General features: G+C 66.8%; 21 protein-coding genes. 9 read left to right on the top strand and 12 right to left on the bottom strand.

Annotated elements, in window-relative coordinates; genetic code table 11:
• Positions 1 to 36: 36 nt before the first annotated feature.
• Positions 37 to 1,269, top strand: a complete 1,233-nt coding sequence (locus AB0H21_RS25510; protein WP_358521000.1) for an amidohydrolase family protein — start codon at positions 37 to 39, stop codon at positions 1,267 to 1,269.
• 102 nt (positions 1,270 to 1,371) lie between these two features.
• Here the strand turns inward: AB0H21_RS25510 and AB0H21_RS25505 are convergent, their stop codons facing one another.
• From AB0H21_RS25505 to AB0H21_RS25495, 3 genes are read right to left on the bottom strand one after another with little or no spacing between them, the layout of a single operon-like run.
• Positions 1,372 to 2,682, bottom strand: coding sequence for an aminotransferase class III-fold pyridoxal phosphate-dependent enzyme (locus AB0H21_RS25505; protein ID WP_358520998.1), 1,311 nt, complete (start codon positions 2,680 to 2,682; stop codon positions 1,372 to 1,374).
• Between the two features lie 31 nt (positions 2,683 to 2,713).
• Positions 2,714 to 4,747 carry a hydantoinase/oxoprolinase family protein gene (locus AB0H21_RS25500; RefSeq protein WP_358520996.1) on the bottom strand — a complete coding sequence of 678 codons (2,034 nt, stop codon included), beginning with the start codon at positions 4,745 to 4,747 and terminating at the stop codon, positions 2,714 to 2,716.
• Between the two features lie 3 nt (positions 4,748 to 4,750).
• On the bottom strand, positions 4,751 to 6,421 hold the full coding sequence (locus AB0H21_RS25495; RefSeq protein ID WP_358520993.1) for a hydantoinase B/oxoprolinase family protein: 1,671 nt from the start codon (positions 6,419 to 6,421) through the stop codon (positions 4,751 to 4,753).
• On the opposite strand from AB0H21_RS25495, the gene AB0H21_RS25490 reads away from it, so the two are divergent.
• Complete coding sequence (locus AB0H21_RS25490) at positions 6,390 to 7,376, top strand: 3-keto-5-aminohexanoate cleavage protein (RefSeq protein ID WP_358520991.1); 987 nt, start codon at positions 6,390 to 6,392, stop codon at positions 7,374 to 7,376. The two genes, AB0H21_RS25495 and AB0H21_RS25490, sit on opposite strands and share 32 nt — an antisense overlap.
• Before the next feature lie 74 nt (positions 7,377 to 7,450).
• Here the strand turns inward: AB0H21_RS25490 and AB0H21_RS25485 are convergent, their stop codons facing one another.
• The gene (locus AB0H21_RS25485; protein WP_358520988.1) at positions 7,451 to 8,644 is read right to left on the bottom strand and encodes an LLM class flavin-dependent oxidoreductase; all 1,194 of its coding nucleotides are present in this window, start codon (positions 8,642 to 8,644) and stop codon (positions 7,451 to 7,453) included.
• 160 nt (positions 8,645 to 8,804) lie between these two features.
• Here AB0H21_RS25485 and AB0H21_RS25480 point away from each other — a divergent pair, with 160 nt between their 5' ends.
• The 3 genes from AB0H21_RS25480 to AB0H21_RS25470 are packed head-to-tail and all read left to right on the top strand — an operon-like array spanning position 8,805 to position 11,863.
• The gene (locus tag AB0H21_RS25480) at positions 8,805 to 9,719 is read left to right on the top strand and encodes a TIGR03619 family F420-dependent LLM class oxidoreductase (RefSeq protein ID WP_358520985.1); all 915 of its coding nucleotides are present in this window, start codon (positions 8,805 to 8,807) and stop codon (positions 9,717 to 9,719) included.
• Entirely contained in the window at positions 9,706 to 10,566 is an 861-nt protein-coding gene (locus tag AB0H21_RS25475) for an SMP-30/gluconolactonase/LRE family protein (RefSeq protein ID WP_358520983.1), read from the top strand. Before AB0H21_RS25480 ends, AB0H21_RS25475 begins: the two co-directional genes overlap by 14 nt.
• 7 nt (positions 10,567 to 10,573) lie before the next feature.
• Positions 10,574 to 11,863 (top strand): LLM class flavin-dependent oxidoreductase, encoded by a 1,290-nt coding sequence (locus AB0H21_RS25470; protein WP_358520982.1) that lies wholly within the window; start codon positions 10,574 to 10,576, stop codon positions 11,861 to 11,863.
• 55 nt (positions 11,864 to 11,918) lie between these two features.
• On the opposite strand, the gene AB0H21_RS25465 is transcribed toward AB0H21_RS25470, so the two are convergent.
• From AB0H21_RS25465 to AB0H21_RS25440, 6 genes are all read right to left on the bottom strand, one after another.
• Positions 11,919 to 12,836 (bottom strand): SDR family oxidoreductase, encoded by a 918-nt coding sequence (locus AB0H21_RS25465; RefSeq protein WP_358520980.1) that lies wholly within the window; start codon positions 12,834 to 12,836, stop codon positions 11,919 to 11,921.
• Between the two features lie 25 nt (positions 12,837 to 12,861).
• A complete protein-coding gene (locus AB0H21_RS25460) occupies positions 12,862 to 14,124 on the bottom strand; it encodes a hypothetical protein (protein ID WP_358520977.1) in 1,263 nt (420 codons plus the stop codon).
• Between the two features lie 89 nt (positions 14,125 to 14,213).
• Positions 14,214 to 15,065: an alpha/beta hydrolase gene (locus AB0H21_RS25455; protein WP_358521357.1), complete on the bottom strand. Its 852-nt coding sequence runs from the start codon at positions 15,063 to 15,065 to the stop codon at positions 14,214 to 14,216.
• A gap of 38 nt (positions 15,066 to 15,103) precedes the next feature.
• Positions 15,104 to 15,703 (bottom strand): TetR/AcrR family transcriptional regulator, encoded by a 600-nt coding sequence (locus AB0H21_RS25450; RefSeq protein ID WP_358520975.1) that lies wholly within the window; start codon positions 15,701 to 15,703, stop codon positions 15,104 to 15,106.
• A 103-nt stretch (positions 15,704 to 15,806) separates the two neighbouring features.
• Positions 15,807 to 17,213 (bottom strand): aldehyde dehydrogenase family protein, encoded by a 1,407-nt coding sequence (locus AB0H21_RS25445; RefSeq protein ID WP_358520972.1) that lies wholly within the window; start codon positions 17,211 to 17,213, stop codon positions 15,807 to 15,809.
• A 10-nt stretch (positions 17,214 to 17,223) separates the two neighbouring features.
• A complete protein-coding gene (locus tag AB0H21_RS25440) occupies positions 17,224 to 18,987 on the bottom strand; it encodes an NAD(P)/FAD-dependent oxidoreductase (protein WP_358520970.1) in 1,764 nt (587 codons plus the stop codon).
• A 354-nt stretch (positions 18,988 to 19,341) separates the two neighbouring features.
• Between AB0H21_RS25440 and AB0H21_RS25435 the strand changes: the two genes are divergently transcribed.
• Together AB0H21_RS25435 and AB0H21_RS25430 are read left to right on the top strand one after the other, a co-directional pair.
• Positions 19,342 to 20,106 (top strand): hypothetical protein, encoded by a 765-nt coding sequence (locus AB0H21_RS25435; RefSeq protein WP_358520967.1) that lies wholly within the window; start codon positions 19,342 to 19,344, stop codon positions 20,104 to 20,106.
• A 41-nt stretch (positions 20,107 to 20,147) separates the two neighbouring features.
• Positions 20,148 to 20,768, top strand: a complete 621-nt coding sequence (locus AB0H21_RS25430; protein ID WP_358520965.1) for a nitroreductase family protein — start codon at positions 20,148 to 20,150, stop codon at positions 20,766 to 20,768.
• On the opposite strand, the gene AB0H21_RS25425 is transcribed toward AB0H21_RS25430, so the two are convergent.
• Positions 20,765 to 21,448 carry an IS5 family transposase gene (locus AB0H21_RS25425; RefSeq protein ID WP_358520962.1) on the bottom strand — a complete coding sequence of 228 codons (684 nt, stop codon included), beginning with the start codon at positions 21,446 to 21,448 and terminating at the stop codon, positions 20,765 to 20,767. The two genes, AB0H21_RS25430 and AB0H21_RS25425, sit on opposite strands and share 4 nt — an antisense overlap.
• A 205-nt stretch (positions 21,449 to 21,653) precedes the next feature.
• On the opposite strand from AB0H21_RS25425, the gene AB0H21_RS25420 reads away from it, so the two are divergent.
• Entirely contained in the window at positions 21,654 to 22,193 is a 540-nt protein-coding gene (locus AB0H21_RS25420; protein ID WP_358520959.1) for a flavin reductase family protein, read from the top strand.
• Here AB0H21_RS25420 and AB0H21_RS25415 read toward each other — a convergent pair.
• Complete coding sequence (locus AB0H21_RS25415) at positions 22,160 to 22,306, bottom strand: hypothetical protein (RefSeq protein ID WP_358521356.1); 147 nt, start codon at positions 22,304 to 22,306, stop codon at positions 22,160 to 22,162. The two genes, AB0H21_RS25420 and AB0H21_RS25415, sit on opposite strands and share 34 nt — an antisense overlap.
• Positions 22,307 to 22,442: 136 nt before the next feature.
• On the opposite strand from AB0H21_RS25415, the gene AB0H21_RS25410 reads away from it, so the two are divergent.
• Positions 22,443 to 23,924 carry an MFS transporter gene (locus AB0H21_RS25410; protein WP_358520956.1) on the top strand — a complete coding sequence of 494 codons (1,482 nt, stop codon included), beginning with the start codon at positions 22,443 to 22,445 and terminating at the stop codon, positions 23,922 to 23,924.
• Positions 23,925 to 24,146 lie beyond the last annotated feature (222 nt).

The following is a 24,146-nucleotide window of genomic DNA, read 5'->3' as shown; positions in this document are numbered from 1 at the left end:
ACCGGCGAGAGCATTCGCGACCGAAGAGGTTCCTTCATGAACGCCACCGAACTGCCTCAGATGATCAGCGTGGACGATCACATCATCGAGCCGCCCGACCTGTTCGAGCGCTGGCTGCCCCGCAAGTACCACGACCGCGCGCCGAGGGTCGAGCGTCGCTCGATCAGTCGTGCGTCGACTCTCTTCAACGGCCTCGTCGAAGACCCTGACGGAGACCCGGGCGACGTCTGGTTCTTCGGAACCTCCGCCTACGTGCTGCGTCGACCGATCCTGATTCTCGACGGCGTCGAGACGACCGCCGAGATGCGCGGAAACGAGCCCGCCACCTACGACGAGATGCACCCGGCCTGCTACAACCCCCAGGCTCGTTTGCAGGTCATGAGCAGCCAGCATGTGGAGGCGTCCCTTGCCTTCCCCACCTTCCCGCGATTCTGCGGCCAGGCCTTCAGCGAACAGACGGCCGACGACCGCGAGTTCGGCCTCGCGTGCGTCCAGGCGTACAACGACTTCATGGTCGAGGAGTGGGCCGGTGACTCGGGCGGTCGGCTGATTCCGCTCCCGGTCGTGCCGTTGTGGGACCCGGAGCTCGCCGCCGCCGAGATTCGTCGCAACGCGGCTCGGGGTGTCCGGGCCGTCGCGTTCAGCGAGATCGTCGGTCACCTTGGCTACGGCAGCATCCACGGTGGCACCTGGGACCCGTTCTTCGCGGCGTGCGAGGAGACCGGAACCGTCATCTGCATGCACATCGGTTCGTCGTCGAAGATGATGCCGATGCCGCCGGACGCTCCCGACGTCGTCACCACCACGCTCCAGTTCTCGAACTCCTACGCCTCCATCGCGGACTTCGTGTTCTCCGGCGTCCTCGTCCGCTATCCGAGGCTCAAGCTGGCGTACTCCGAGGGCCAGGCGGGTTGGCTGCCGTACGCCATGGAGCGGATGGATCACGCCTACCTTCACCACACCTGGGGCCACGGTGAGGAGCCGATGCCCGAACTGCCGTCCGCCTACATCCGCCGGAACGTCTTCGGCTGCATCTTCGCCGACCGGCACGCCATCGAGCAGGCCGAGAAGATCGGAGTCGACAACATCATGTTCGAGGTCGACTTCCCGCACGCCGACGGGCCGTACCCGCACACCCTCGAGCACATCTCCAAGCAGTTCGACGGGATCGACCCGGAGACGACCTACAAGATCCTCCGAGGCAACGCGATCCGCGTCTACGAGCTCGACCTCGACGCCGACCGCGCCACCGTTCCGCAGCCGGCGTGAGCGACGTCTCGCGTCCACGCGATCGCCCGCGGCACCGGTCAGTCGGTGCCGCGGGCGATCGCCTTGTCAAGGCAGGGAACTCATCGTGAAGTGCCTCGACCGTCAGGCGAGCACCTCACGGTGCACCGAGAGCACGTCCTCCAGCGCAGCCAGGAATCCGTCGTGGTCGGAGGGCTCGAGCGCCACGCTGAGCGCGAGATAGCCGCGCCGAGCGAAGTAGTATCCGCGCGCGATCATCTCGAGGTGGAGCAACGCCCGCTTCGCCACGGCCGGCTCGATGTCGGCCACCGTGGAGATCGGAGTGCGCTGGAAGTGGATGCCGATCAGTGAGCCGATCCCGGTGGCCTGCAGCGCAACGCCAGACTTCATGAACAGCGCGTTCAATCGGTCTCGGAGCCGATCACCATTGCGGTTGTGCTCGTAGGCGACCTCCGGTGTCCACACCTCCCGCAGGCCCGCAGCTCCCGCCGCCATGGTCAGCGTGTTGTTGTTGAAGGTGCCCGGGTGGCTGAGCCCTCCCGAACGTGACGGGTCGTACATCGCCATGAGGGAACGCGCACCGCCGAAAGCGCCGCAACCGAAGCCGGCGCCCAGGTACTTGCCGAAGGTCGTCAGATCCGGGGTCAGCCCATGAACCTCTTGCAAGCCACCGGGGGCCAGCCGTGAGGTCATCACCTCGTCGAGAATGAACACGGCGCCGGCGTCGGCGCTCCCCGACTGAAGGGCATGAAGGAACTCGGCCGTTCCGGGGATCGCTCCGGCGCCGCCGAGCATGGGTTCGACGATGACCGCCGCGAGGTCGTCGCGGTGGCGGTCGATGAGCTCGAGTGACCCTTCGACGTCGTTATAGGTTCCGATGACCACCGGGTACGGAACGTTGACCGGAGAGGCGCCGCGGTAGCTGAGAACGCCCCCGTGGTAGCCGCCGTCGAAGACCATGATGTGGCTGCGGCCGGTTCTGGCGCGGGCGGTGGCGATGGCCATGAGGTTCGCTTCTGTGCCTGAGTTGACGAACCGGACCAGGTCGACCGACGGGAAGCGGCCGCACAGAAGCTCGGCGAACTCGGCCTCGTGCCGATTCGGACCACCGTACGCGATACCCGCGTCCAGGGCGGCACGAGCCGCCGCCATGATGGCGGGATGTGAGTGTCCATACAGTCCCGCTGAGTACTCACCCAAGAAGTCGACGTACTCGTGGCCGTCGAGATCGACGAGGTGCTGCGCGTCACCGTGGCTGAACGTCAGCGGAAACGGGCTGTAGTGGAGCGCGGTCCGGGTGTTACCTCCGGGCATTGAGGCCGCGGCCCTGACATGGCGCTCCAGGCTCGTGGGATTCGCGTTCCGGTACTGGTCCTCAGCGGCGGAAAGCGCGGCCTGGACGCCCGTCGCGGGGTTGGTGACGGTGGGGTTCACTAGTCGTCCTTCCGACGGCGGCTGCCTGTCGTCAGCCGATCGCGATGTCGAGCCAGCCGTGTGGTGTCACGACGGCGGAGTCCGGCTCGCCGATCAGCACGGAGGTGGTGGGCGTCTCGAAGATCGCCGGACCATGGATGCGACGATCGTGAGGGAGCTCGTCGAGTGAGTAGACCGGGACCTCACGCCATCCGCCGAGATACAGGCGCCGGCCGCGGGTCGGCACGACGTCCTCGGCGGCCGACCGCAGCGGAGCCGCCCGGAGTTCGGGCAGCCGGCCGATCGCCGTCGTACGCGCATTGACGATCACGACGTCCTGGCCCGGGGCGTGGTAGGCGTACAGCTCGTCGTGACGCTTGTGGAAAGACGCGGCGGCCTGCTTGACCAGTTCGGATGATCCGATCGGGATGTCGTCGATCGGGACCGTGATCTCGTAGATCTGCTCGCCGTAACGCATGTCGAGAGCGCGTCGAATCTCGATCTCGCCGTCGAATCCGGCGAGTCGGCTGCGTCCCTCGGCCTCCATCCGGAGGAGGAGCTCACGAAGTTCGTCGGAACTCGTACTCGCCGCCTCGCTCACGTGCGATCGCACGAGCTCATGGCGCAGGTCGGTCGCGAGCATGCCCCACGCCGAGAGCACCGAAGCCACGTTGGGGACGACGACGCGCTCGATCTCGAGGATCCTGGCGACCTCGGCCACGTGCAGACCGGCGGCTCCGCCGAACGAGATCAGGCCGAAGCGGCGCGGATCGACGCCGCGGCGTACCGAAACCAGTCGGATGCCCTCGGCCATCGTCGTGTTGACGACCTTGAAGATACCTTCGGCGGCCTCGATGACGCTGGTGCCCAACTCCGCGGCCACGCCGGCGACGGCACCGTCGGCCGCCGCCAGGTCGAGCTCCATGCGCCCGCCAAGGAAGTTCTCGGGGTCCAGGTAGCCGAGCACGACGTTCGCGTCCGTGACGGTCGCGGTCGTACCCCCGCGTCCATAGCAGGCCGGCCCCGGCGCTGCGCCTGCGCTCTCGGGGCCGACGTGGAGAATGCGCCCAGACGTGCGGGCCATCGAACCGCCACCGGCCCCGAGCGTGTGGATATCGAGTGTCGGAAGGGAGACCTTTGCGATTCCGACCTGCTTCTCGGCGGTGAGCTGGGCCTCGCCGTTCTGGATCAGTGCGATGTCCGTGCTGGTCCCGCCCATGTCGAACGTGATCAGGTCCGGCATCCCCAACAGCTCGACGGCATGCGTGGCCGCGGCGATTCCGCCCGCCGGTCCGGACAGAACCGCTCCCGCCGCCAGCCGACTGGATTCGGCGATCGTCGCCAAGCCCCCGTGGGAGTGCATGATCATGACCTCCCCGGCGTAGCCCGCATCTGCCAGGCGGCTGCTGAGCTTGGAGAGGTACGACGCGAGCACAGGTCCGACGTACGCGTTCACGATCGTCGTCCAGACCCGCTCGTACTCCTTGATCTGCGGAAGGACTTCCGACGACAGCGACACGTACGTGTCAGGCAGAGCCTCGGCGAGCGCGGCGGCGGTGGCCTCTTCGTGCCCGGCGTTGCGGTAGGAGTGGAGGTAACAGACGGCGATCGCGTCCACCCCGAGCTCGCTCACGGCGCGGACGGCCTCGGCGAGTGACGTCTGTTCGAGGGCGGTCGCGATCGTGCCGTCGAACCGGATTCGCTCGCGGACTCCGATACGGCGATGTCGCGGCACCAGCGGCGCCGGCGGCGCCATCCTGACGTTGTAGCGGTCCTCCTTCAGCCCCTCGCGCATCTCGATCACGTCACGGTGACCTTCGGTGGTGAGCAGCCCGACCTTGGCTCCCTTGGACTCCAGAAGAGCGTTGGTGGCCACAGTCGTGCCGTGTACGATTCGTTCCGTCTGAGCGAGCATCTCGGCGCGATCGACGCCGAGTTCGGAGGCGAGGACCGCGAGCCCTTCGATCAGACCCTCGGACGGATCGTGCGGAGTCGATGACGTCTTCGCGATCACGATCCGGCCCGTCTCGTCGACGGCGGCGAGGTCGGTGAACGTCCCTCCGATGTCGATGCCGATGCGGTACATCGATCAGGCTCCTTCGAGTTCGGGGGCGGAGGGAACGGCCGTCACGAAGCCGTTGCGCATGTCTTCCTCTCGCGCTGCGGTGCTCCGCAGGTCCGGCGGACCGTAGCCGCCGCCGCCGGCCGACTCGACCAAGAAGACATCCCCGGGCTGGACAGGGATGTCGATCTCCTTGGTCTTGAGGACTCGCTCCGTCCCATCGGCCGAGATGAGCCGGTATCGGTGGGGCAGGCCGTCGCGCCCGCCGATGATCCCGTATGAGGGGTGGCGGACCCCGTCGCCCGCGGTGTTCGCGACGGCGGGCTCGGCCGTCTCCATGCGGAGCTTCAGGACGGTGCCCGCGCCGCCTCGGAACCGCCCGTCTCCGAAGGAGTCAGGACGGAACTCGTGATGCTCGAAGAACAGCGGAAACCGCGTTTCCGCCACCTCGATCGAGCCGAACTTCGAGCTGCCCATGGCCTGACCCTCGCCGGCGGTTTCCCAGCCGTCGCCCGCCGGGGAAGCGCCACCACCGGGTCGGGCATGGAACAGGTGCCAGATGAACTGCTTGTCGGTGCGCGGATTGACCCCCTTGATGGCGATGCGGAACCGTCGACCCCAACCGGCGATGACGCGCTCCGGACACGCCTGGGCCATCGCCTTGATCACCGACTCCGCGATCTCTTGCGCGCAGTGGTTGGTGGCGAGGGTGACCGGCGCAGGCTCGGCCGCCCACACGACTGTGCCTTCGCGCGCGATGACGTCGACCACGCGGAATGTTCCGGAGTTCTTCGGAGTGCGAGGCTCGATCAGGAACGACAGAGCCATGTAGACCGCGGACATCATGTTCGGGTAGGACGAGTTGATGAAACCGCTGACCTGCGGGTGCGAATCGCTCAGGTCGACGGTCAGACCGTCGCCCCTGACGGTCACGGTGGCCTTGACGTGGACGTCGGTCGCGCCCTGTCCGTCGTCGTCGAGGACCGCCTCCCCGTGGTAGGTGCCGTCTCGCCAGGAGCTGATGCATTCACGGGCTTCGCGCTCAGCGCTGTCGAGGATGTCCTCCACCGACTCCATCACGGTGTGGGCGCCGTACTCGTCGATGAGCTGAAGCAGCCGGCGCTCGCCGACCCGCGCCGAACCGATCATGGCTCGTAGGTCTCCGAGGAAGTCGTCCGTGTGCCGGACGTTCGTGACGATCATCTTCATGACGTCATCTCGGAGCTCGCCCGCGTCGTAGAGCTTCAGCGGCGTGATTCGGATCCCCTCTTGCCAGATCTCTGTCGCGGCCGGGTTGTAGGCGCCGTGGGTCGACCCTCCGATGTCGCTTTGGTGCGATCGGTTGATCGACCAGAACAGAAGCCGGCCGTCGTGGAACACCGGTACGAGGGCGGTGAGGTCGGGCAGGTGATTGCCGCCGTGGTAGGGGTCGTTGAGCAGGTAGACGTCACCGGGACGAACCCGTCCGTCGAAGAACCCGGTCACGGCCTTCACCGCCCACGGGATGGAGCCCACGTGAATGGGCACGTGCTCGGCCTGCGCGACCAGCCGGGCCTGGTCGTCGGTGATCGCGGTCGAGAAGTCGCGACTGGAGTTGAGGATCTGGGAATAGGCGGTCCGCAGCATCGCCTCGCCCATCTCTTGGACGGTGGCGGTGAAGCGATGCATGACCACGGAGACGGTGATCGGGTCGGTCACGGGCGCGGCTCCCATTCGACGACGATGGATAGGATCCGAGATTCAAGATATCGTACTCCATATATCAGTGGCAGGCGGTCGCTCGTTCGCGGATTCGGTGGCCGAAGGCCGCGGCGAGGGCGTCGAGTCGAGGAGGAACCGCAAAATGAGCGTCATCATCACGGTCGCGCCGACCGGACCCATCGCGTCGAAGAGTGACAACCCGTCGCTTCCGACGCAGCCGCTCGAAATCGCCGATCAGGTGGCCCAGGCGTACGAGGCGGGAGCGGCGGTCGCGCACCTGCACTTCCGGGATGAGCACGATCGCCCGACCGCGGACCTCGCCACCGCGCGGCGAACCGTCGAGGCCATCGCGGAGCGCTGTCCGATCCTCGTGCAGCTCTCGACGGGGGTCGGGCTCACCGTTCCCTTCGAGGAGCGGGAGGCACTGGTCGAACTGCGGCCGGCGATGGCGACCCTCAACCCCTGCACGATGAGCTTCGCCGACGGCGAGTTCCGAAACCCGCCGAAGGACGTGCGGCGACTCGCCGCCCGGATGCGCGAGCTCGATGTCAAGCCCGAGCTCGAGATCTACGACACCGGACACCTTGACGCCTGTCTGCGTCTCCTCGACGAGGGACTCCTTGAGCCGCCGCTCCAGTTCAGCATCGTGCTGGGCGTGCGCGGAGGTATGTCGGCGAGTGCCGAGAACCTCATGACGATGGTCAGGCGCCTTCCCGGCGACGCGATCTGGCAGGTCATCGCCGTCGGACGGGCCAACCTGGAGCTCACTGCCATCGGCCTCTCGCTCGGAGGCAACTGTCGTGCCGGCCTCGAAGACACCCTCTACCTGCGGAAGGGCAAGCTCGCAGACGGCAATCGCGTCCTGGTCGAGCGCGCCGCCCGTCTGGCGCGCGACCTTGACCGCCCGGTCGCGTCGGTCGACGAGGCACGCACGCTCCTCGGCCTCAGCTGACGGGCTCGGCCTCGCGGTACCGCAGTGGGCCCCCGGACATAAGGTCCGGGCGCCCACTCGTTCGCAGGTCGGGGTCAGAACCCCAGGCTCGTGGGGGCCTTCTCGGACTCGAAGTCCGCATGACCGTCGCCGGTGACCGCACCGCGCATCGTGACATCGAGCCCGGGCTCAAGGTCGTGAAGGCGCGGGAGCACCTCGGCGGCGAACAGCCGCATGGATCGCTCGGCCTTCTCGGCGTCCATGGTGCCGAACCGGAAGTTGAGCACGAACTCCTCCGCACTGGTGGAGGCCTGGATGTGCTTCAGCTTCTCGAAGACCTGGTCGGGCGTACCCCACGCCTGGGGGCGCGCGCCGCGCTCGAGGATGGTCTCGTCGCTCGCCTTGCCTGCACCGAGCTTGGCGTACTGCTCATAGCCCTTCGTGTTCTTGAACCGCTCGACATCGTCGAACTGGTAGTGCAGTCGGCTGCTCTCGCTCGACTCCAGGGAGTGCCGGGCCATGGTCTCCCAGGCCTCCTCCTCCGTGTCGAAGCACGTCGTCCGGACGACGACCGTGGGCTGCGTGGGCTTCCAGCCGCGCTCCGCACGGACACTGTTGAAGGCGGCCACATCCTTGCCGTACTCGTCCCAGCTCTTCTGGTTGGTCATCAGCATCCCGAGGCCGGCGTTGGCGGCGATCGGAAGGGTCTCGGGGCTGCTCCATGCGATCCGCATGCGGTCGAGGATCCGCTGCGGGTTGCGGTAGCCGGGCCGGATGCTCGTCTCGGGGATCTTGTAGTACTCGCCGTCGAACGAGAACCATTCCTGGGACAGTGCGAGCCGCAGGATCGCGAGAGACTCGTTGAATCGACCGCGAGCCTCGCCCATCGGGACGCGGAAGCCGTCGAACTCCCGCACGGCCGCTCCGCGACCGACACCGAGCGTGAGCTGCCGGCCCTGCAGGAGATTGTCGAGAACACTCACTTGATCGGCGATCACCATCGGGTCGTACCAGGGGAGCACCACGATCATGGTGCCGAAGTCGATCCGGCTGGTCTTGCCGGCGAAGTAGGTGAGGTGCTGCAGCGCGCCTCCGGTCATCACGTACGGCGTGAAGTGGTGGTCGATCGCCCAGTACGAGTCGAAACCGAGAGGCTCGACCAGGCTCGCCAGGTGGATCTCCTCGTCGTAGATCTCCTGGTCGCTGACTTGGGGGCGCTCGGGGCGCTTCTCGAGGAAGCGGCCCCAGTCGCGGTAGTTCTGCCAGTTGAAGTGGACGCCGATCTTCATGCGGACCCCAAATTCGAATAAGACTTGAATTTCTGAGACGAACGTAACACCAGCCGCGTGACCTGTCGAGCACTGACCGGCCGAACCTTGACCTGCGTACGCGGCAGCCCTAGATTGAAAGTCAAACGTTAGTTGAAAATGAGGGGACTGGGGGACCGCAGTGAAGATCGGGGTTCAGTTCGCCGTGACCGGCTACACCGTGGACGCCATGACGCTGGGTCGCGCGCTCGAGGACGCCGGCTTCGAGTCGTACTGGGCCCCGGAGCACGCCGTGCTTCCAGCGCAGCCGTCGGTGCGCTACCCCATGACCGGTGGTGACATCCCCGCGGTCTACGGCCAGATGGCAGACCCCTTCGTCCTCTTGAGCTTCATGGGCGCCGTCACCAGGGACCTCAAGCTCGGCACCGGAGTCTGCCTGGTGCCTGAACACCACCCCCTGATCCTCGCGAAGTCGGTGAGCACCCTCGACAACTTCTCCGGGGGACGCGTCCTGTTCGGCGTCGGCACGGGCTGGCTCCCCGAAGTCACCCGGCTCTTCATCGACTCCGCTGATACCCCCTGGAAGTACACGCTCGAGTCCCTGGAGGCGATGAAGCGCCTGTGGCGCGACGGGACCGCGTCCTACGACGGCGACCTCGTGAAGTTCCCGGAGTTGATCTGCGACCCGCGTCCATCCCAGCACCCCCACCCGCCTGTCATCATCGGGGCAAGCCCGACCCCGCTCGCCATCAGGCGAATCGCGAAACACGCCGACGGCTGGATCGCGATGGGCATCGGTCCGGATGGGATCGCCGAGGCCCGGGCGGCGCTGAACCGCGAGTGCGAGCGCATCGGACGCGACCCGCGCTCGGTAGAGATCTCAGTCGGCGTTCGAGACGCCACGCCCTCGATTCAGCGCATGTTCGAGGATGCCGGCGCCGACCGGCTGATCGTGCTCCTCTACAACCACCCAGGACATGAGGTTCCGATCGAGCGCTGGCCGGAGGTGGGTGTCGAAGGCTTGACCAGCCCGCCGCCGGCGGCGGCGGACACGCTGCGTGCGCTGGAGGAGATCCACCGCCGTGCCGGTCTCTGACATGCCCACGAGCCCGCTGCTGGAGGGTCTCCGCTTCGCGGAGGCGCCGAGGTGGCACCGCGACCGTCTGTGGTTCAGCGACATCTTCGCCCACCGAGTCATGAGCGTCGACATCAGTGGCCATGCCGAGGTCGTCGTCGACCTGGGCCGAGACCTTCCGTCGGGTCTCGGGTTCCTGCCTGACGAAACGATGCTGATCGTGTGTCTGAACCGGCCGGTGATCCTGGCGCTGTCGCCTCGCGGCGACCTGAGGGTCCATGCCGACCTGACCCGCCTGGCCGTTGGCGGGCTCAACGACATGGTCGTCGACTCGGAGGGCCGAGCCTACGTCGGCTCGATGGGAACCCACGATTCGATGCTTCCTCGCCCGCTGGACGGCGACGGGAATGTCATCCTCGTGGAGCCGGACGGATCGGCGAAGGTCGTCGCCGATCACCTGGATGCGCCCAATGGTCCGTGTATCACGCGCGACGGATCGACGTACGTGGTCGCCGAGTTTCCTGCCTCGCGCCTTGCCGGGTTCGACCGCCTTCCCGACGGGACCCTCACGCGACGCCGTGTCTGGGCGGATCTGAGGCCCGGCAGCGCCGACGGGATCACGGTCGACTCCATGGACGCCATCTGGGTGGCTTCACCGCGGCAGCACGAGTGCCGCCGAGTCCTGGAGGGCGGAATCGTCACCGACCGTGTTCAGGTCGGTGACCGGATGCCCCTTGCCTGCGCACTGGGAGGGCCGGACGGTCGTACGCTGTTCGTCCTCAGCGCCATCGGCGGCGAGGCCGCCATTCGTGATCGGACGTGCACGTCCGTCATCGAGACCGTGTCCGTCGACGTTCCGGCATGGTGAGGACCGAATGAGGCTCGGTCTCTACTTCCCATTCCAGCTACCGCGGCCGTGGGGCCCTGACTCAGAGGGGCGGCTGTTCGACGAGGCTCTCGATCAGGTCGCTCTGGCCGATCAGCTCGGCATCGACTACGCCTGGGTGCCAGAGCAGCATTTCACCGAGGAGTACTCCCACTCCTCGGCGCCCGAGATCTTCCTCGCCGCCGCGAGCCAACGGACCACGAGAATCCGGCTCGGCCACGGGATCGCGCTCCTTCCGCCGGCGTACAACGATCCGGTCCGCGTCGCCGAGCGAACCGCGGCTCTCGACCTTGTCTCCGGCGGACGAGTGGAGTTCGGAGTCGGAGACTCCAAGTCGCGGATCGAACTCGAAGGTTTCGGGATCGATCCCGACCAGCGACGCGAGATGACTCGGGAAGCGCTGGCGGAGATCGTCCGCATGTGGATCGAGACCCCTTACCGCGGGGCGGCCGGTGCTCACGTCTCCGTGCCGGCGAGGAACATCGTTCCCAAGCCTCGCCGGCGCCCGCACCCACCGCTATGGATGGCGTGCTCCGACGACGAGACCGTCGCGCGAGCGGCCCGGCTCGGCTTGGGGGCACTCACCCACTCCTTCTACAACACTGACGAGGCAGAGCGCGTCGCCGATCTCTACTTCGAGACATTCCGCCGCGAGTGCGTTCCGATCGGCGTATCCGTGAACCCTCAGATCGCGATGCTCAATCCGTTCTACTGTCACCAGGAAACCGCGGTGGCGCGACAACGAGGCCTCGACGCCGCAGGATTCATGGGCTTCGCTGTGCGGCACTACTACAGCTTCGGGCGCCACGAACCAGGGCACACCGACCTCTGGCGGCGCTATGAGCGCGTCCGCGAGGAATTCGGGGGAGTCGTACCGCTACGAGGTACGCACGCAGTGGGCTCGCCCGAGGAGATCCTTGAGCATCTGCGCGCCTTCGCGGCCGTCGGGATCGACCAGGCCATCCTCGCTCACCAAGGTGGCCGGCTTACGCACGAAGAGATCTGTGAGTCCCTTCGGCTGCTCGCACGTGAGGTCATGCCTTCGATGCGGTTCCTGCGCCAAGAACAGCGGAAGAGACGAGAAGCGTTGCAGCCGTTCATCGACGCGGCTCTGGCCAGGCGCGCAGCAGCCGATCGCGCTCCAGTCGAGGTGCCGTTCGTCGACGCCTACGGACGCACCCGCCCGGCGATCGATGCCGGCAAGCTCCCGCCGGCGGTTCGGGAGCAGGTCGAAGACCTACAGCGGATGGCGACCGTGGCTCGTTCGTTCGAGTCCTGACGCCGCCACCCGCCACGCAAGCGGTCCGGGTCGACCTTCACCCGACCGGCAAGGATCAGACCGACATCCCCCCGCCCATGTCCACCATGGTGCCGGTCATCGCGCTGGCCGCGTCCGATGCGAGGAACGCGACCATGTTGGCGACCTCCTCGGGAAGCTCGTACCGCTGGATCGCTGTACGCCCCCGCGGATACAGGGTCTCAGCCACGTCCGTCGGCACTGGGCGATTCGGTCCCCACATCGACCCGGCGTTGACTCCGAGAACATGCACACCGTGCTGGGCGACTTCCTTGCTGAGGAATCGAGTGAAGGTCGCGAGACCCGCCTTGAGGGACCCGTACAGCGTCAGCCACGGCATCGCCGTCTGGGCGGCCTCAGAGCCGATGTTGATGATGCGTCCCCCACCGCGGGGGATCATGTAGTCCAGTACCAGTCGGGAGCAGTACAACGGGCCGACCAGAGTGCCCCGAACCGACCGATCGATGTCGGCCTGGGTCATCGAAGCGAATGCTCCGGTCGCGGAATCAGCGGCGTTGTTGACCAGGATGTCGATGCCGCCGAGTACGTCGTTGCACTCCTTCAATACGGCGTCGGCGCCCTCCCAGGTCATCACGTCCCCATGGACCGCGACGACCCGGGTGCCCCACTTCGCGGACGCTTCACGAGCGACCGCCTCTGCGTCTGGCGGCGATGCCCACCGCTGCTTCCCCGACTGCTCGGCAACGTCTCTGGCGAGGTCGACGACCACCACATCGGCACCCATCCCGGCCAGGCGGTTGACGCAGGCCTGGCCCAAGTTCAGGCCTGCGCCGCCGGTCACGACCGCCTTCTTCCCGGTCAGGTCCATCAGCTGCGAGACCCGCTGGTCGATCGACGCGATCGGAATGCGGCTCTCATCCCACCAGTACGCCGAGTCCGCCTCCCCGGAGGCGACATGTCGGCTCAAGAGTTCGTGAAAGTAGTCCCGCTGCACTGGGATTCTCCTCGGGTCGTGCGAACTAACGAGTGGTGATGGTTCCACGTACAAGTGGGCGGAAGATCGAGTACGCGTCTGGATTGAGGTTGGAGCCCAGCTCGGGCCGACCCCGCCAATGGAACAGACATGGAAAGCGGGTGATCTCCGCGCTCACGACCGGAACGGCATCGACGAGGCCGTTCATCACGCTGCCGATCGCTTCGAAGAACTTACCGGAACGGCTCAGGTCTGGTCGGGCGAGCTCCATGGCCAGGAGTTCCGCGACCGTGGCGCCGACCTCGTCAGCCGCCAGCTGATCACGCGCGGCTGCGGGAGCGATCGGGCCAGGGAAACGCCGTCCCCAGTCGGTGCACCAGGCGACGTACGGTTGACGTTCGTTCGCGTGGCGGGACGGCAGTCGCACGACCTTGCTCGTGCGCATCCCGTTCGACAGCCTCACTCCTGCCAAGGCCGCCTGCCGGCGCCAGGGAATCCTCGTCTCGACCAGTACCGGAACGTCCATCCGGCCGATGTAGGCCTCTGGTTGCTGTGGGAACTTCGGCAGCGTGGCCAGGTACCGGTCGGCACTCAGGCCCAGTTCGTGATGGAACCCGTACGAGAGAAACGTGTTCGTCGTGTCGCGCCACGCTGCCTGAAACGCGTCGCGTGCCGAGGGGCCACTCGAACGAGGCTCGCCTCCGTCCAAGGTCCGTCCGGCATGCCGGACCACGGTCGCCGGCCCTCGTGCGGGTTCCCTTCCCAGCGTGCTCGTGCGGGCACCCAGCACTCTCGGCCTGTCGTCGGGCGCGAGGTCGTAGGCGACGAGCAGTGAGCCCTCGACGGGTTCCTCATCTCCGAGCCCGATGGCCATCTCTTTGCCGTCGAAGCGCGCTGCGACCATGCGGCCATCCAGACGTGAGCCGAGCCGCGCCCACGTCGCCCGCTCGTCGAGGTAGCGGCCGGTCGAGTCGTGGAGATCTTGACTCGCCACGGCGTACTCGTTGAGCGTGAGCAGGCGACGGCCATCCTCTCGGAGAGCGGTTACGAGTTCAAGCTCGCTGGTACCGAGGCGAGGAGCATCGATCGATGCCTCGTAGTCGAACCATCCCCAGTGATCGGCATCGTTCTCGAACGCGTTCCCGGGCAGGAACGCGTAGGAGCGCATCTGCGGGAACATCGTGGCGAGGGCCGGCCGGTCGGCGGCGCCGGCGAGCTCGGGCGGGAGGTAACCGACATACCGGTCCTGCCGGGCAAGCGACAGCAGCGCGGAGTCGGGGAGTGGGCAGTCAGGGATCTGGAACCGCATCCCCAGCAGTTGCCCGCGAGTCTGCCACCTGTGCCGGGCGAGCCGGGTCGCCTCGGCAGCCGTGATCGCCGGGGTTCCCTCAAATGGACTCATGGCACTCGAGTTCCGCGCGGGCTGAAGCCTGCGCGTCGTGCGTTGCGGACTGTCTCCTGGATGATTCGTCCTTCGATATCACGCGGAAGTTCGTGTCCCATGCCCGGGATGATCACAAGACGAGCACCGGGAATCGCCGCGGCGGTCGCGCGGCCACCGCTGACCGTCACCACCGGATCGGCGTCACCGTGAATCACCACTGTGGGAGCACCGACGCGCCGAAGCCGCGGGGTCCGATCCCGGGCATCGCGTGCGGCTCGTCGATGGCGTGCCTTGCCCTCAGGGTTGTTCGCACGATCGAACGCGGCCGCGGCTCGCCGCCGGTGCCGATCCTCATCGAACTCGAATCCGGTCCCCGCGAGGAAGCGTGCGCGCGCTACGGCTTCTTCGATGGTCGCTTCGCGCGGAAGGGTCGGTGTTCGGCCGATGATCTCGACTGCCATCGGCGTCGCCTGGTTGTCGTCGGGGTTGCCCGTGGTCGACATGATCGAGCAGAGGGACAGCACTCGGTCGGGATGTTCGACCGCCATGAGCTGCGCGATCATGCCGCCCATCGAGACGCCGAGGACGTGAGCCTGGGAGATGCCCAGGGCGGTGAGTAGTGCCATGCCGTCAGCGGCCATGTCGGAGAGCGAGTACTCGACGTCGGGCGTGGAGCTCGACAACCCCACGTCTCGGTTGTCATAGCGGATGACGAACAGGCCCTCGTCGGCGAAGGCTTGGCAGAACTCGGGCTCCCACGACGTCACTTGCACGCCCAACCCCATGACCAGCAGTAGCGCGGGGTCTTCGGGACGGCCGAAGGTCTCGTAACAAATGGTGATGCCGTTGGCGGTGGTGGTGGACATCGTCACTGCGGCAGTCTAGTTACAAACCAGTTCAGATTCTAGTCACCTTTGAAAATTTCCCGCGGCGCCATGCCTGTCCAGATGAGCTCGAGCTGGCTGTCAGCGATGGCCTCGTGGGTCATGGCGTGGGCTTCGTACCAGCGTGCCATGTAATTGCACATGCCGAGGATCGACAGGGAAGCGGCATCAGGATCGACCTCTGATCTGATCTCGCCTCGCTCGATGCCGTCCGCGAGGATGTCGTGCCACGCCTGTCGGAACCTCGCCACCATCTTCCGGTCGGTCTCGATGTCAGCCGCGGACTCCTTGGGGCCACCCGGGTTCTTGAACCACTGAGGCGAGTCGGGGAGGCGATCGTTGTGGTAGCTCAACTGAGCGATGACCGCTGACCGAAGCTTGTCGCGCACGGACGCCGAACTCGCGGCGATCTCCTCGATCTGCTCGGTCATGCTCGTGAACCGGTGCCGAAGGACAAGACGAAGCAGGCCCGCCTTGCTGCCGATGTGGTAGTACAGGCTTCCCTGAAGTACCCCGAGCTCTGCGCCGATGTCCTCGACCCGAGCCGCGTCGTACCCCTTTTCGAGGAACACCTTCTCTGCCGCCGCGATGAGCTGCTGCTTGCTGTGGATCTTTGTCATGACCACCATTCTCGGGCGCGGAATCGCGAAGGCCGCGACACTTTCAATGAAAGTTCAGTTTACCGGCGTCCGCGGCGGCAGACATGAAGTCCCGTCAACTGGATCAGCCCCGTGCCCGGTGAAGAACCTGGAGTTCCGTGAACTGGTCGAGACCCCACCGGCCGTTCTCGACGCCGATGCTGCTCCACTTGGCCCCGCCGAACGGCTGGTGGGGCGCGAGGGCGAGATGGGTGTTGATCCACGAAGTGCCGCACTCGATCTGAGTGGCCACCTCGGCTGCTGCGATGGGATCGGATCCCCACACCGATGCCGAGAGTCCGAATGGGGTGCCGTTGGCGCGCGCGATGGCGTCGTCGAGGTCGCGGTACGGGATCACGGGGAGTGCTGGGCCGAACTGCTCTTCGTCCACCAATCGCGTACCGTCTTCGATGCCTCGGATGATGGTCGGCTCGAAGAAGAAACCGGGACCGTCGATCGTGTTGCCGCCGGCGACGGCCTTGCCACCTCGAGCGATGGCGTCGCGGACCAGGTCCTGAACGCGCTGAAGCTGAGGCCGGTTGTTGACCGGTCCGAGTTCGGTGGCCTCATCGAGCCCGTTGCCCAGCCTCGCCGAGCGTGCTCGATCCGCGAGGGCGTCGACGACCTCGTCGTAGCGCCGCTCGGGAACGTACACGCGCTTGATCGCCGTGCACACCTGCCCGCTGTTTCGGAAGGCACCCCAGAACAGGCGGTCGGCGATGGCGTCGACGTCGACATCGTCCAGGAGGATCGCCGGGTCGTTGCCGCCGAGTTCCAGTGTTACGCGCTTCAGGTCCTGTGCGGCGGCTGCTGCCACGCGCTTGCCCGTGGCGACCGATCCGGTGAATGAGATCTTCCGGGGGACCGGGTGCTCGGTCATCCAGGGACCGAGTTCGTCCCCGCCGGAAACGACGTTCAGCACACCAGGCGGGAGAACGCGCGCCATCACCTGCCCCATGAGCAATGTCGACAGGGGAGTGAACGGCGAGGGCTTCAACACCATCGTGTTGCCCGACGCCAACGCCGGCGCGATCTTCCATGCGGCAAGGCTCAGGGGGAAGTTCCAGGGGGTGATCGCGGACACGACGCCGAGCGGTCGCCGGAACACCTCAACGAAGGCTCGGTCGTCGTCCTGGATCACCTCGCGAGGGACCTCGAGGTCGGCGTAGTACTCGCACCACCGGGCCGTGCTCGACACCTCGTGGCGCGCCTCACGAAGAGGTTTGCCCTGTTCCGCGGTGAGGACCGGCGCGATCTCCTCGATGGACTCACGCAGTTCGCGAGCCACGTCGCGCAGCGCCTTCCTTCGGAACTCGCCGTCTCGCGACCAGCCCACTTGGGCGGCCGCGGCCGACCGCATCGCGCGGTCGAGGTCGTCGCGGCCGCAGCGGGGTGCGGCGCCCACCGTGTCTCCGGTCGCCGGGTTGACGACGTCGAAGGTGTCGACCGCCCGGACCTGCTCGCCATCGATCGTCATCGTGTAGCTGGGCATGCGCAACTCCTTAGTTGAACTCGAGGCCGTCGTTGAGTCCCGACTCCCGCCACTCGGTGACGATGTCGTCGAAGGCGACGATGCCGGGTGAGTAGGCGCCGTTGCGCCGGAAGATCTCGATGATCGGGTTTCCCTCGTTGTTGTAGTACCCGGGGGTGCAGGACGCGAGGAACTCAAGGTCGGCGCGCGACGCGTCGATGACCGTCTGTACCCAGGCGTCTTCGGCCTGCTGCTCGACGTCGACCGTCGAGGCGTCGCGGGTCCGAGCCTCGTTGATGACGTAGGCGATGTGACGGCTCTGGACGTCCAGGACGTGCGCCTGATTGGAGCTGACGCCCACCTGGGCAGTGGCCACGACGAAGAAGTTGGGGAACCCTCTCGTCTGCATCCCGTAGAACGTCGAGATCCCGTTCTTCCACTTCTCGCTCAGAGCCACTCCGTCTCGCCCGGTGACGTCGTATCCCAGCTTCCGTGCCAGCGGACCACCGATCTGGAAGCCGCTGGCGAAGATGATGCAGTCGACCGGGTACTCCTTGCCTTCAACGACGATCCCGTTCCGGGTGACCTCCTCAAGGCCCTTCCCGTTGGTGTCGAGGAGGGTGACGTTCGGCCGGTTGAAGGCATCGAGGTACTCGTCGTGGAAGCAGGGGCGCTTGCACAGAGCGCGGTAGTACGGCTTGAGGTTCGCCGCGGTCGCCGGGTCCTTGACGACGGAGTCGACCCGAGCGCGGATCTCTTCCATCTTCAGGTAGTCCAGCCGCTCATCCAGCACGCCACCGTTGAGAGTGCGCAGCCGGTAGATGGCGGTCCAGCCGTCGTTGACGAGGTCGGTCTCCACCTCGCCACCCGCGACGAAGAGCGAGAAGTTCGTCATCCGCTCCCGCTGCCAGCCGGGCCTGAGAGTCTTCACCCACTCAGGATCAGTGGGCCGGTTCGCGCGAACGTTGATCGACGACGGCGTGCGTTGGACGACGTAGGTGTGGCCCGCGCTCGCGGCGACGTGCGGGATCGCCTGGATGCCCGTCGCTCCGGTGCCGACGATTGCCACCTTCTTGTCGGCAAGGCCGGTCAGGCCGCCGGCCGGGCTTCCGCCGGTGTACTCGTAGTCCCAACGCGTCGTGTGAAAGGCGTGACCCTTGAACGTCTCGATACCGGGAACGCCAGGCAGCTTCGGCTTCACCATCGCTCCCGTGGTCATGCAGACATACTTGGCGCGGAAGGCGTCGCCACGATCGGTTGTGATCGTCCAGAGCTCGTCGGTCTCGCTCCAGCGGACATCCGTGACCTTGGTCTGGAGCAGGGCGTTCTGGTAGAGGTCGAAGTGACGCGCGATCCGCCGGCAATGCTCGAAGATCTCGGGACCCTTGACGTACTTCTCGGTCGGTATATAGCCGACCTCTTCGAGCAGCGGTAGGTAGATGTACGACTCGGTGTCGCAGGCGGCCCCTGGGTACCGGTTCCAGTACCAGGTCCCGCCGAAGTCGCCGCCCTGCTCAACGATCCTGAGGTCGTCGACCCCGATCTGACGCATCCGCGCGCCGAGGAGCAGTCCGCCGAAGCCACCGCCGATCACGGCGACCTCGACCTGGTCGTGGACCGGTGCTCGCTCGATCCGCTCGGTGTACGGATCGTCAACGAAGTGAGCGAGCTCGTCCGACATCCGACGGTACTGGGCACTGCCCTCGGGATGGATGCGCTTCTCCCGTTCGCGGCGATAGAGCTCGCGAACGGCCTCCAGATCGACCTCTACTTCGCTGGCCGCCAGGTCAGTCACGCACGGGCTCCTCTCGATCGCGACTCACTCGCCGGGCATCCGAGCCGCACTTCGGCATCGATGACAGTGGCGGTGTCATCAGGCAATTTTCAAACAACGTTAGAAAAGTAACATTGTGCTGGTGTTGCGACAAGCGATGTCACAAAGCGCGGTGTGATGGTTCTCGGCGCGGGCGGGTTGAGCCCGCGACGAAGCAGGCGCCCGGCTGCGATGCCCAGTGCGCCGCGCCGATGCGCGAACGCGGCGGGGGGTCGGTGAAGCCCGATGGCATCGCCGATCGGCCAGGCGCCCGGGACCCGGGGGCGCCAAGGCTGCGCGTATGGTGTATGAGATATCGTGCAGCGAGGAGGAGCTTTGAAGAGTATTCGTCTCACGCTCAACGGCGCCGGGCAGTCGCAGATCTGTGCCCTGCCCCTCCCATCGCCCGTCTTCGGGCCTACGGCGACCGGTTCGGAGGACGTCGGGGTGCCTGTGGGCACATCCGCCCTCGCGGTCCGGGTGGCTCGGTTCGGCGAAGGTGCGGACGAGATGGGTCCGCGGTCCCGCTCGATGCGCTTCGTCCTCGCAGGCAAGGTCCGCGTGGCGGCATCGAACGGGGTCGCGTCCCTCGAGCCCGGCGACGTGGTCTTCGTCGATGATCTCGAGGCCGCCGGGCATCGCGTGTCGAGTGAAGACGGGGCGATCCTGCTCGAGGTCGATCTCGATGCTCAGTGGTCCCCGTCGGGCATGGTGCCGGCGCCCACAGACGGAGGGCGCGGGGCCTCTGCCGAGCCGACGTTTCGGCGGATGTACGTCGAAGACGAGCTGGCGCATTTCGCGAGCTTCGACGACCTTCTTGACTCGGGCTCCACGGCCCAGCCGGTGAGTGGCCTCACGTTCACGTGTCTCAGCCCCGATCTTGCCAGTGATTGGCACACCGAAGAGGGAATCAGTCTCGTCGTGGTGCTGTCCGGGGGGTTCGAACTCGAAGTGCCGGGTCGCGGTGGCGCTCAGATCTTCCGTGCCGGCGATGTCTGCCTGGTGGATGACAGAACGGGCAAGGGTCACATCACAAGGACCCACGGGGAAACCAGGTTCGCGGCGATCGCGCTTCCGGAGGGTCATCGCTGGAGCCGCTGAGCTGGTCACGCAGTCTCAACGTTGCCGAAGGGAACGCACCGATGAACCTGTTGGATGCAATGTCAACCTGTCGATCGATCCGTCGGTTGAGCCCTGAGCCGGTGCCCGACGACCTCCTGCGCGAACTGGTCCGATACGCGACCTACGCGCCGAGCCCGGGCAACTCTCAACTCTGGCGGTTCATCATCGTGACGGATCCGGAGGATCGGCGATGGTTCCGCGACATGCTCGTGGAGGCGGTCGGCGAGCGGGTGGCGTGGGTCCCGGAGGACGACGACACCTCCGTGCGGGCTCGCAACCAACGGATGTATCGAAGGTTCATCCTCGACTTCGACAAGATCCCAGCGTTCATCATCACGACCGTCGAGAACGCATTTCCGTCCGCCGAAGCGCCTGATCCCCAGTTCATGTGGTCCTCGGTCTTCGCGGCAACGCAGAACCTCCTTCTCGCGGCTCGAGCACTCGGGCTGGGAGCCGCCATGACGACCAACCATAAGGAGAACGAGCCCGCGGTACGTCAGCGCTTCGGCATCCCTGACAACGTGGGCATCGGCGCGACCGTCCCCATCGGCTATCCGGTCGGAAAGTACGGGCCGTTGCTCCGCCGCCCCGTTGGCGAGGTGATCAGCTGGAATCGCTGGGGCGCTGTCGAGTCGGTCTAGGGAGTGTCTGACATTTCGGTGTGCCGGAGCCAGAGCCTCAAAGAGGCGATGGTGACACCCGCCAGATAGCGACTGGCGAGCTTGTCGAAGCGGGTGGCGATGGCACGCCGCTGCTTGAGCTTGCCGATGCAGCGCTCGACCAGGTTGCGCTGCTTGTAGGTGAGAGCATCGAAGGCGGGAGGGCGGCCTCCACCGCTGCCCTTACGCCGGCGGCTGGCGATCTGGTCGCGGCGCTCGGGGATGACCGCCTTGATCCCACGCCGGCGCAGACGGATCTTCCTGGTGGAGTGACCCTTGTCCCCGAGCAGCCGGACCGGCCGGGTGCGCGGACGGCCTCCACTGGGACGACGCAGCCGGAACTCGGCCATCACCGCCTCAAACACCGTGCAGTCGACGACATTGCCGCCGGTCAGGTGCAACGTCATCGGCAACCCGCGGGACTCGACGATCAGGTGGAGCCTGGTGGCCGACCCGCCGCGGGACCGTCCCGGCGCCTGCCGGTTTTGCGATTGCCTCGTATCGATCGTCCCGCCGTCGTCCCCCCTTTTTCGGGCCCCGGCCGCGTGCTCATCGATCACCTGCCGATGCCCCCGCCATGGACGACCACGACCATCCGCCACCGGCAGCAACGGCTCGATCCGCGCCCACGCCCGGTCGGTCAACTCACCGCGTCTCACCACAGCCGACCATTCAAGCGCGACCAGTGATCATTTGTCAGACACTCCCTAGCGGGTGCGCGGACCGTCCAGGAACTTCTTGAATCGGCAGTGAAGGTGGCGTATCGTCGCGTCTATCAGTTTTCAAACGATGTTTGAAAACACTGGTGGGTGGGCTCGCGCTTCCGCTGTCGAGCCGGTCGTTCCGACTTCTGGAGGTCGTACCGCGGTGATCACTTCAGACCTTGGTGCCCAGTCGCTCCGCAAGGCCTTCTCGACGTTCCCGACCGGAGTTGTCGCAGTATGCGGGCTCGATCGAGACGGCAACCTCGCAGGCATGGCGGTCAGCACGTTCGTCCCGGTCTCAATCGACCCGCCGCTTGTCGGCATCTGCCTTCAGAAGTCATCGAGGACCTGGCCTGTGCTGCGGGAGATCCCCGTGCTGGGCATCAGTGTGATGAGCCACGGCCATCACGTGGTCGCCCGGCAGTTGGCTGCCAAGGAAGGCGATCGGTTCGCTGGGGTCTCGACGTCGGTGACGGATCGCGGCGCGGTTCTCCTGTCCGACGCCGCTGCCGCATTCGAATGCACGTACGTCGAGCAGGTCGATGCCGGAGACCACGTATTCGCACTCCTTCGGATCGAGTCCGCGGCATGGGATGGCGACGCCGCGCCGCTGCTGTTCCACATGAGCAAGTTCGTCGAGTTCGAACCGTCCCGGATTTCTTTGAGGACTCAGGGGTTGGTCCCAGCGGTGGACTGGTGTTGAGCGTGGTAGAGGGCTTCGTACTCATCCGGCGTAATGTCGCCGATGGAGGAGTGCAGACGGGTGGTGTCGAACCACTCGACCCACTCCAGGGTGGCGAGTTTCACCTCGGTCAGGCTGCGCCTGCTCGGTCATCCGCGTTCGGGCGTCCGTAAGCCACGGTCACGAACCGGGACATCGGTTGGTGCCGGTGTCGGGCCATGACGGCGGACGTGGATGACCCCGCCGGCCCGGCGTGGGTAGGGGAACGGTATGCGCGCGCAGTCTCGGGGGCGGCGGCGCGGCGGTGTCGTGCGCGCTGTGGCCGGGGTCGTCGTACGACGGCTGTCCAAAGCGGTGGGGGGTACCGCACGGTTGCGCGTCATCGCCTTGATCGGCTGCGTCCTGGCGCTCGACTCGGCCGACAAGGGGGCCGTCGGCGCGCTGGCGGTGGCGCTGAAGCGAAGCCTGGAGCTCACCAACACCGAACTCGGCGCCCTGACCGCGGTCTCCTCCGCGGCGGGCGCCCTGGCGGTGGTCCCCATCGGATTGCTGACCGATCGGGTGCGGCGCGTCAGGCTGCTGTACATCAGCATCGGGGTGTGGAGCCTGGCCATGGCGGTCGGCGCCCTGGCCGATTCCTTCCTCTGGCTCCTCCTGTCCCGGGTGGCGCTCGGGGCGGTGGCCGCGACGGCCGGGCCCACGGTCACCTCGCTGGTCGGCGACTTCTTCGCGCCCGGCGAGAGGGCCCGGATCTACGGCTTCATCCTCGCCGGGGAGATGCTCGGCACCGGCGTGGGGTTGCTCATCGGCGGCGACCTCGCGCAGTTCTTCTCCTGGCGGTTCGCGTTCTGGTTCCTCGCCCTGTTCGGGGGCGTCCTCATGTGCATGATCGCGCGCTTCCTGCCCGAACCGGCCCGCGGCGGGGAAGGCTGGCTGCTCGCTGCGGGCCCACGGCACGGGGACGGACGCTCCGGCGGCGACCGGCGCCGAAGCGACGCGGCGCACTCCTTCGTGCGGGAGCAGGGCGTCGAACCGTACGCGGACCGGGTGCTGCGGCGTGACCCGGCCCGGATGTCGCTGTGGGACGCGGCGCGCTATGTGCTGGGCATCCGCACGAACGTCATACTGATCGTCGCCTCCGCGGTCGGCTACTTCTTCTTCGCCGGCGTGCGCGGGTTCGGCGTCATCTTCGTCGACCGGCAGTACGGCCTCGGCCCGGCGGCGATCACCGGACTGGTCCCGCTCATCGGCGCCGGTGCTCTGGCCGGCGTTCTCACCGGCGGCCGCCTGGCCGACCACCTCATCCGCCGTGGACACCTCAGCGCGCGCATGATCGTGCCCGCCCTCGCCTACCTGGCCGCCGCGGCGTTCTTCGTCCCCGCCCTGCTCACCTCGTCGCTGACGACCGCGCTACCGGTTCTGCTGATCGCCGGCGCCGCGCTGGCGGCGGCCAACCCCCCGCTGGACGCCGCGCGCCTCGACGTCGTCCATTTCCGGCTCTGGGGACGCGCGGAGAGCATCCGCACACTTCTTCGGACGGGCGCGGAGGCCACCGCCCCGATCAGTTTCGGACTCCTGGCCGACGTTCTCGGCACCGGTGGGCCGAGGAGCGCACACGGCGTGCTGTACGCGTTCCTGATCATGCTGCTGCCGTTGGCGGCGAACGCCGTCCTCCTGCTGCGCGGGCGGCGCGCCTATCCCCGCGATGTCGCCACGGCGGTAGCGTCGGAGCGGTTGACGCGAGGCACGTGACCGGTGCCGCGGTCCCAGCCACTGCTCGGCGGCCTCTGTGGCGGAGGTGATCAGTTCGGCGGTCTGCCGGAAGTCGATCGGCAGCAGTTCCGCCGGGCACGGCGATGGCAGCAGGTGCACGGTGGTGCGGTGCCGGGCCCGGGCGATGGATGCCGCCATGCGCTGCTCGGCCAGCAGGTTGAACGCGTGCAGCAACATGCCGATCACGCTGGACGGTGGGCT

The organism is Sphaerisporangium sp. NPDC051011, from assembly GCF_040653595.1.
Classification (GTDB): domain Bacteria; phylum Actinomycetota; class Actinomycetes; order Streptosporangiales; family Streptosporangiaceae; genus Sphaerisporangium.
Note: the sequence above shows the minus strand (reverse complement) of the source record. Positions and strands in the feature narration are given on the sequence as shown.

Excerpts from the sequence above, each read along its gene's own strand:
- AB0H21_RS25460 (WP_358520977.1), bottom strand. The coding sequence starts at position 14,124 with ATGCGGTTCCAGATCCCTGACTGCCCACTCCCCGACTCCGCGCTGCTG.
- AB0H21_RS25470 (WP_358520982.1), top strand. The coding sequence starts at position 10,574 with ATGAGGCTCGGTCTCTACTTCCCATTCCAGCTACCGCGGCCGTGGGGC.
- AB0H21_RS25490 (WP_358520991.1), top strand. The coding sequence starts at position 6,390 with ATGACCACGGAGACGGTGATCGGGTCGGTCACGGGCGCGGCTCCCATT.
- AB0H21_RS25445 (WP_358520972.1), bottom strand. The coding sequence starts at position 17,213 with ATGCCCAGCTACACGATGACGATCGATGGCGAGCAGGTCCGGGCGGTC.
- AB0H21_RS25485 (WP_358520988.1), bottom strand. The coding sequence starts at position 8,644 with ATGAAGATCGGCGTCCACTTCAACTGGCAGAACTACCGCGACTGGGGC.
- AB0H21_RS25510 (WP_358521000.1), top strand. The coding sequence starts at position 37 with ATGAACGCCACCGAACTGCCTCAGATGATCAGCGTGGACGATCACATC.
- AB0H21_RS25455 (WP_358521357.1), bottom strand. The coding sequence starts at position 15,065 with ATGTCCACCACCACCGCCAACGGCATCACCATTTGTTACGAGACCTTC.
- AB0H21_RS25500 (WP_358520996.1), bottom strand. The coding sequence starts at position 4,747 with ATGTACCGCATCGGCATCGACATCGGAGGGACGTTCACCGACCTCGCC.
- AB0H21_RS25410 (WP_358520956.1), top strand. The coding sequence starts at position 22,443 with ATGCGCGCGCAGTCTCGGGGGCGGCGGCGCGGCGGTGTCGTGCGCGCT.
- AB0H21_RS25430 (WP_358520965.1), top strand. The coding sequence starts at position 20,148 with ATGAACCTGTTGGATGCAATGTCAACCTGTCGATCGATCCGTCGGTTG.
- AB0H21_RS25450 (WP_358520975.1), bottom strand. The coding sequence starts at position 15,703 with ATGACAAAGATCCACAGCAAGCAGCAGCTCATCGCGGCGGCAGAGAAG.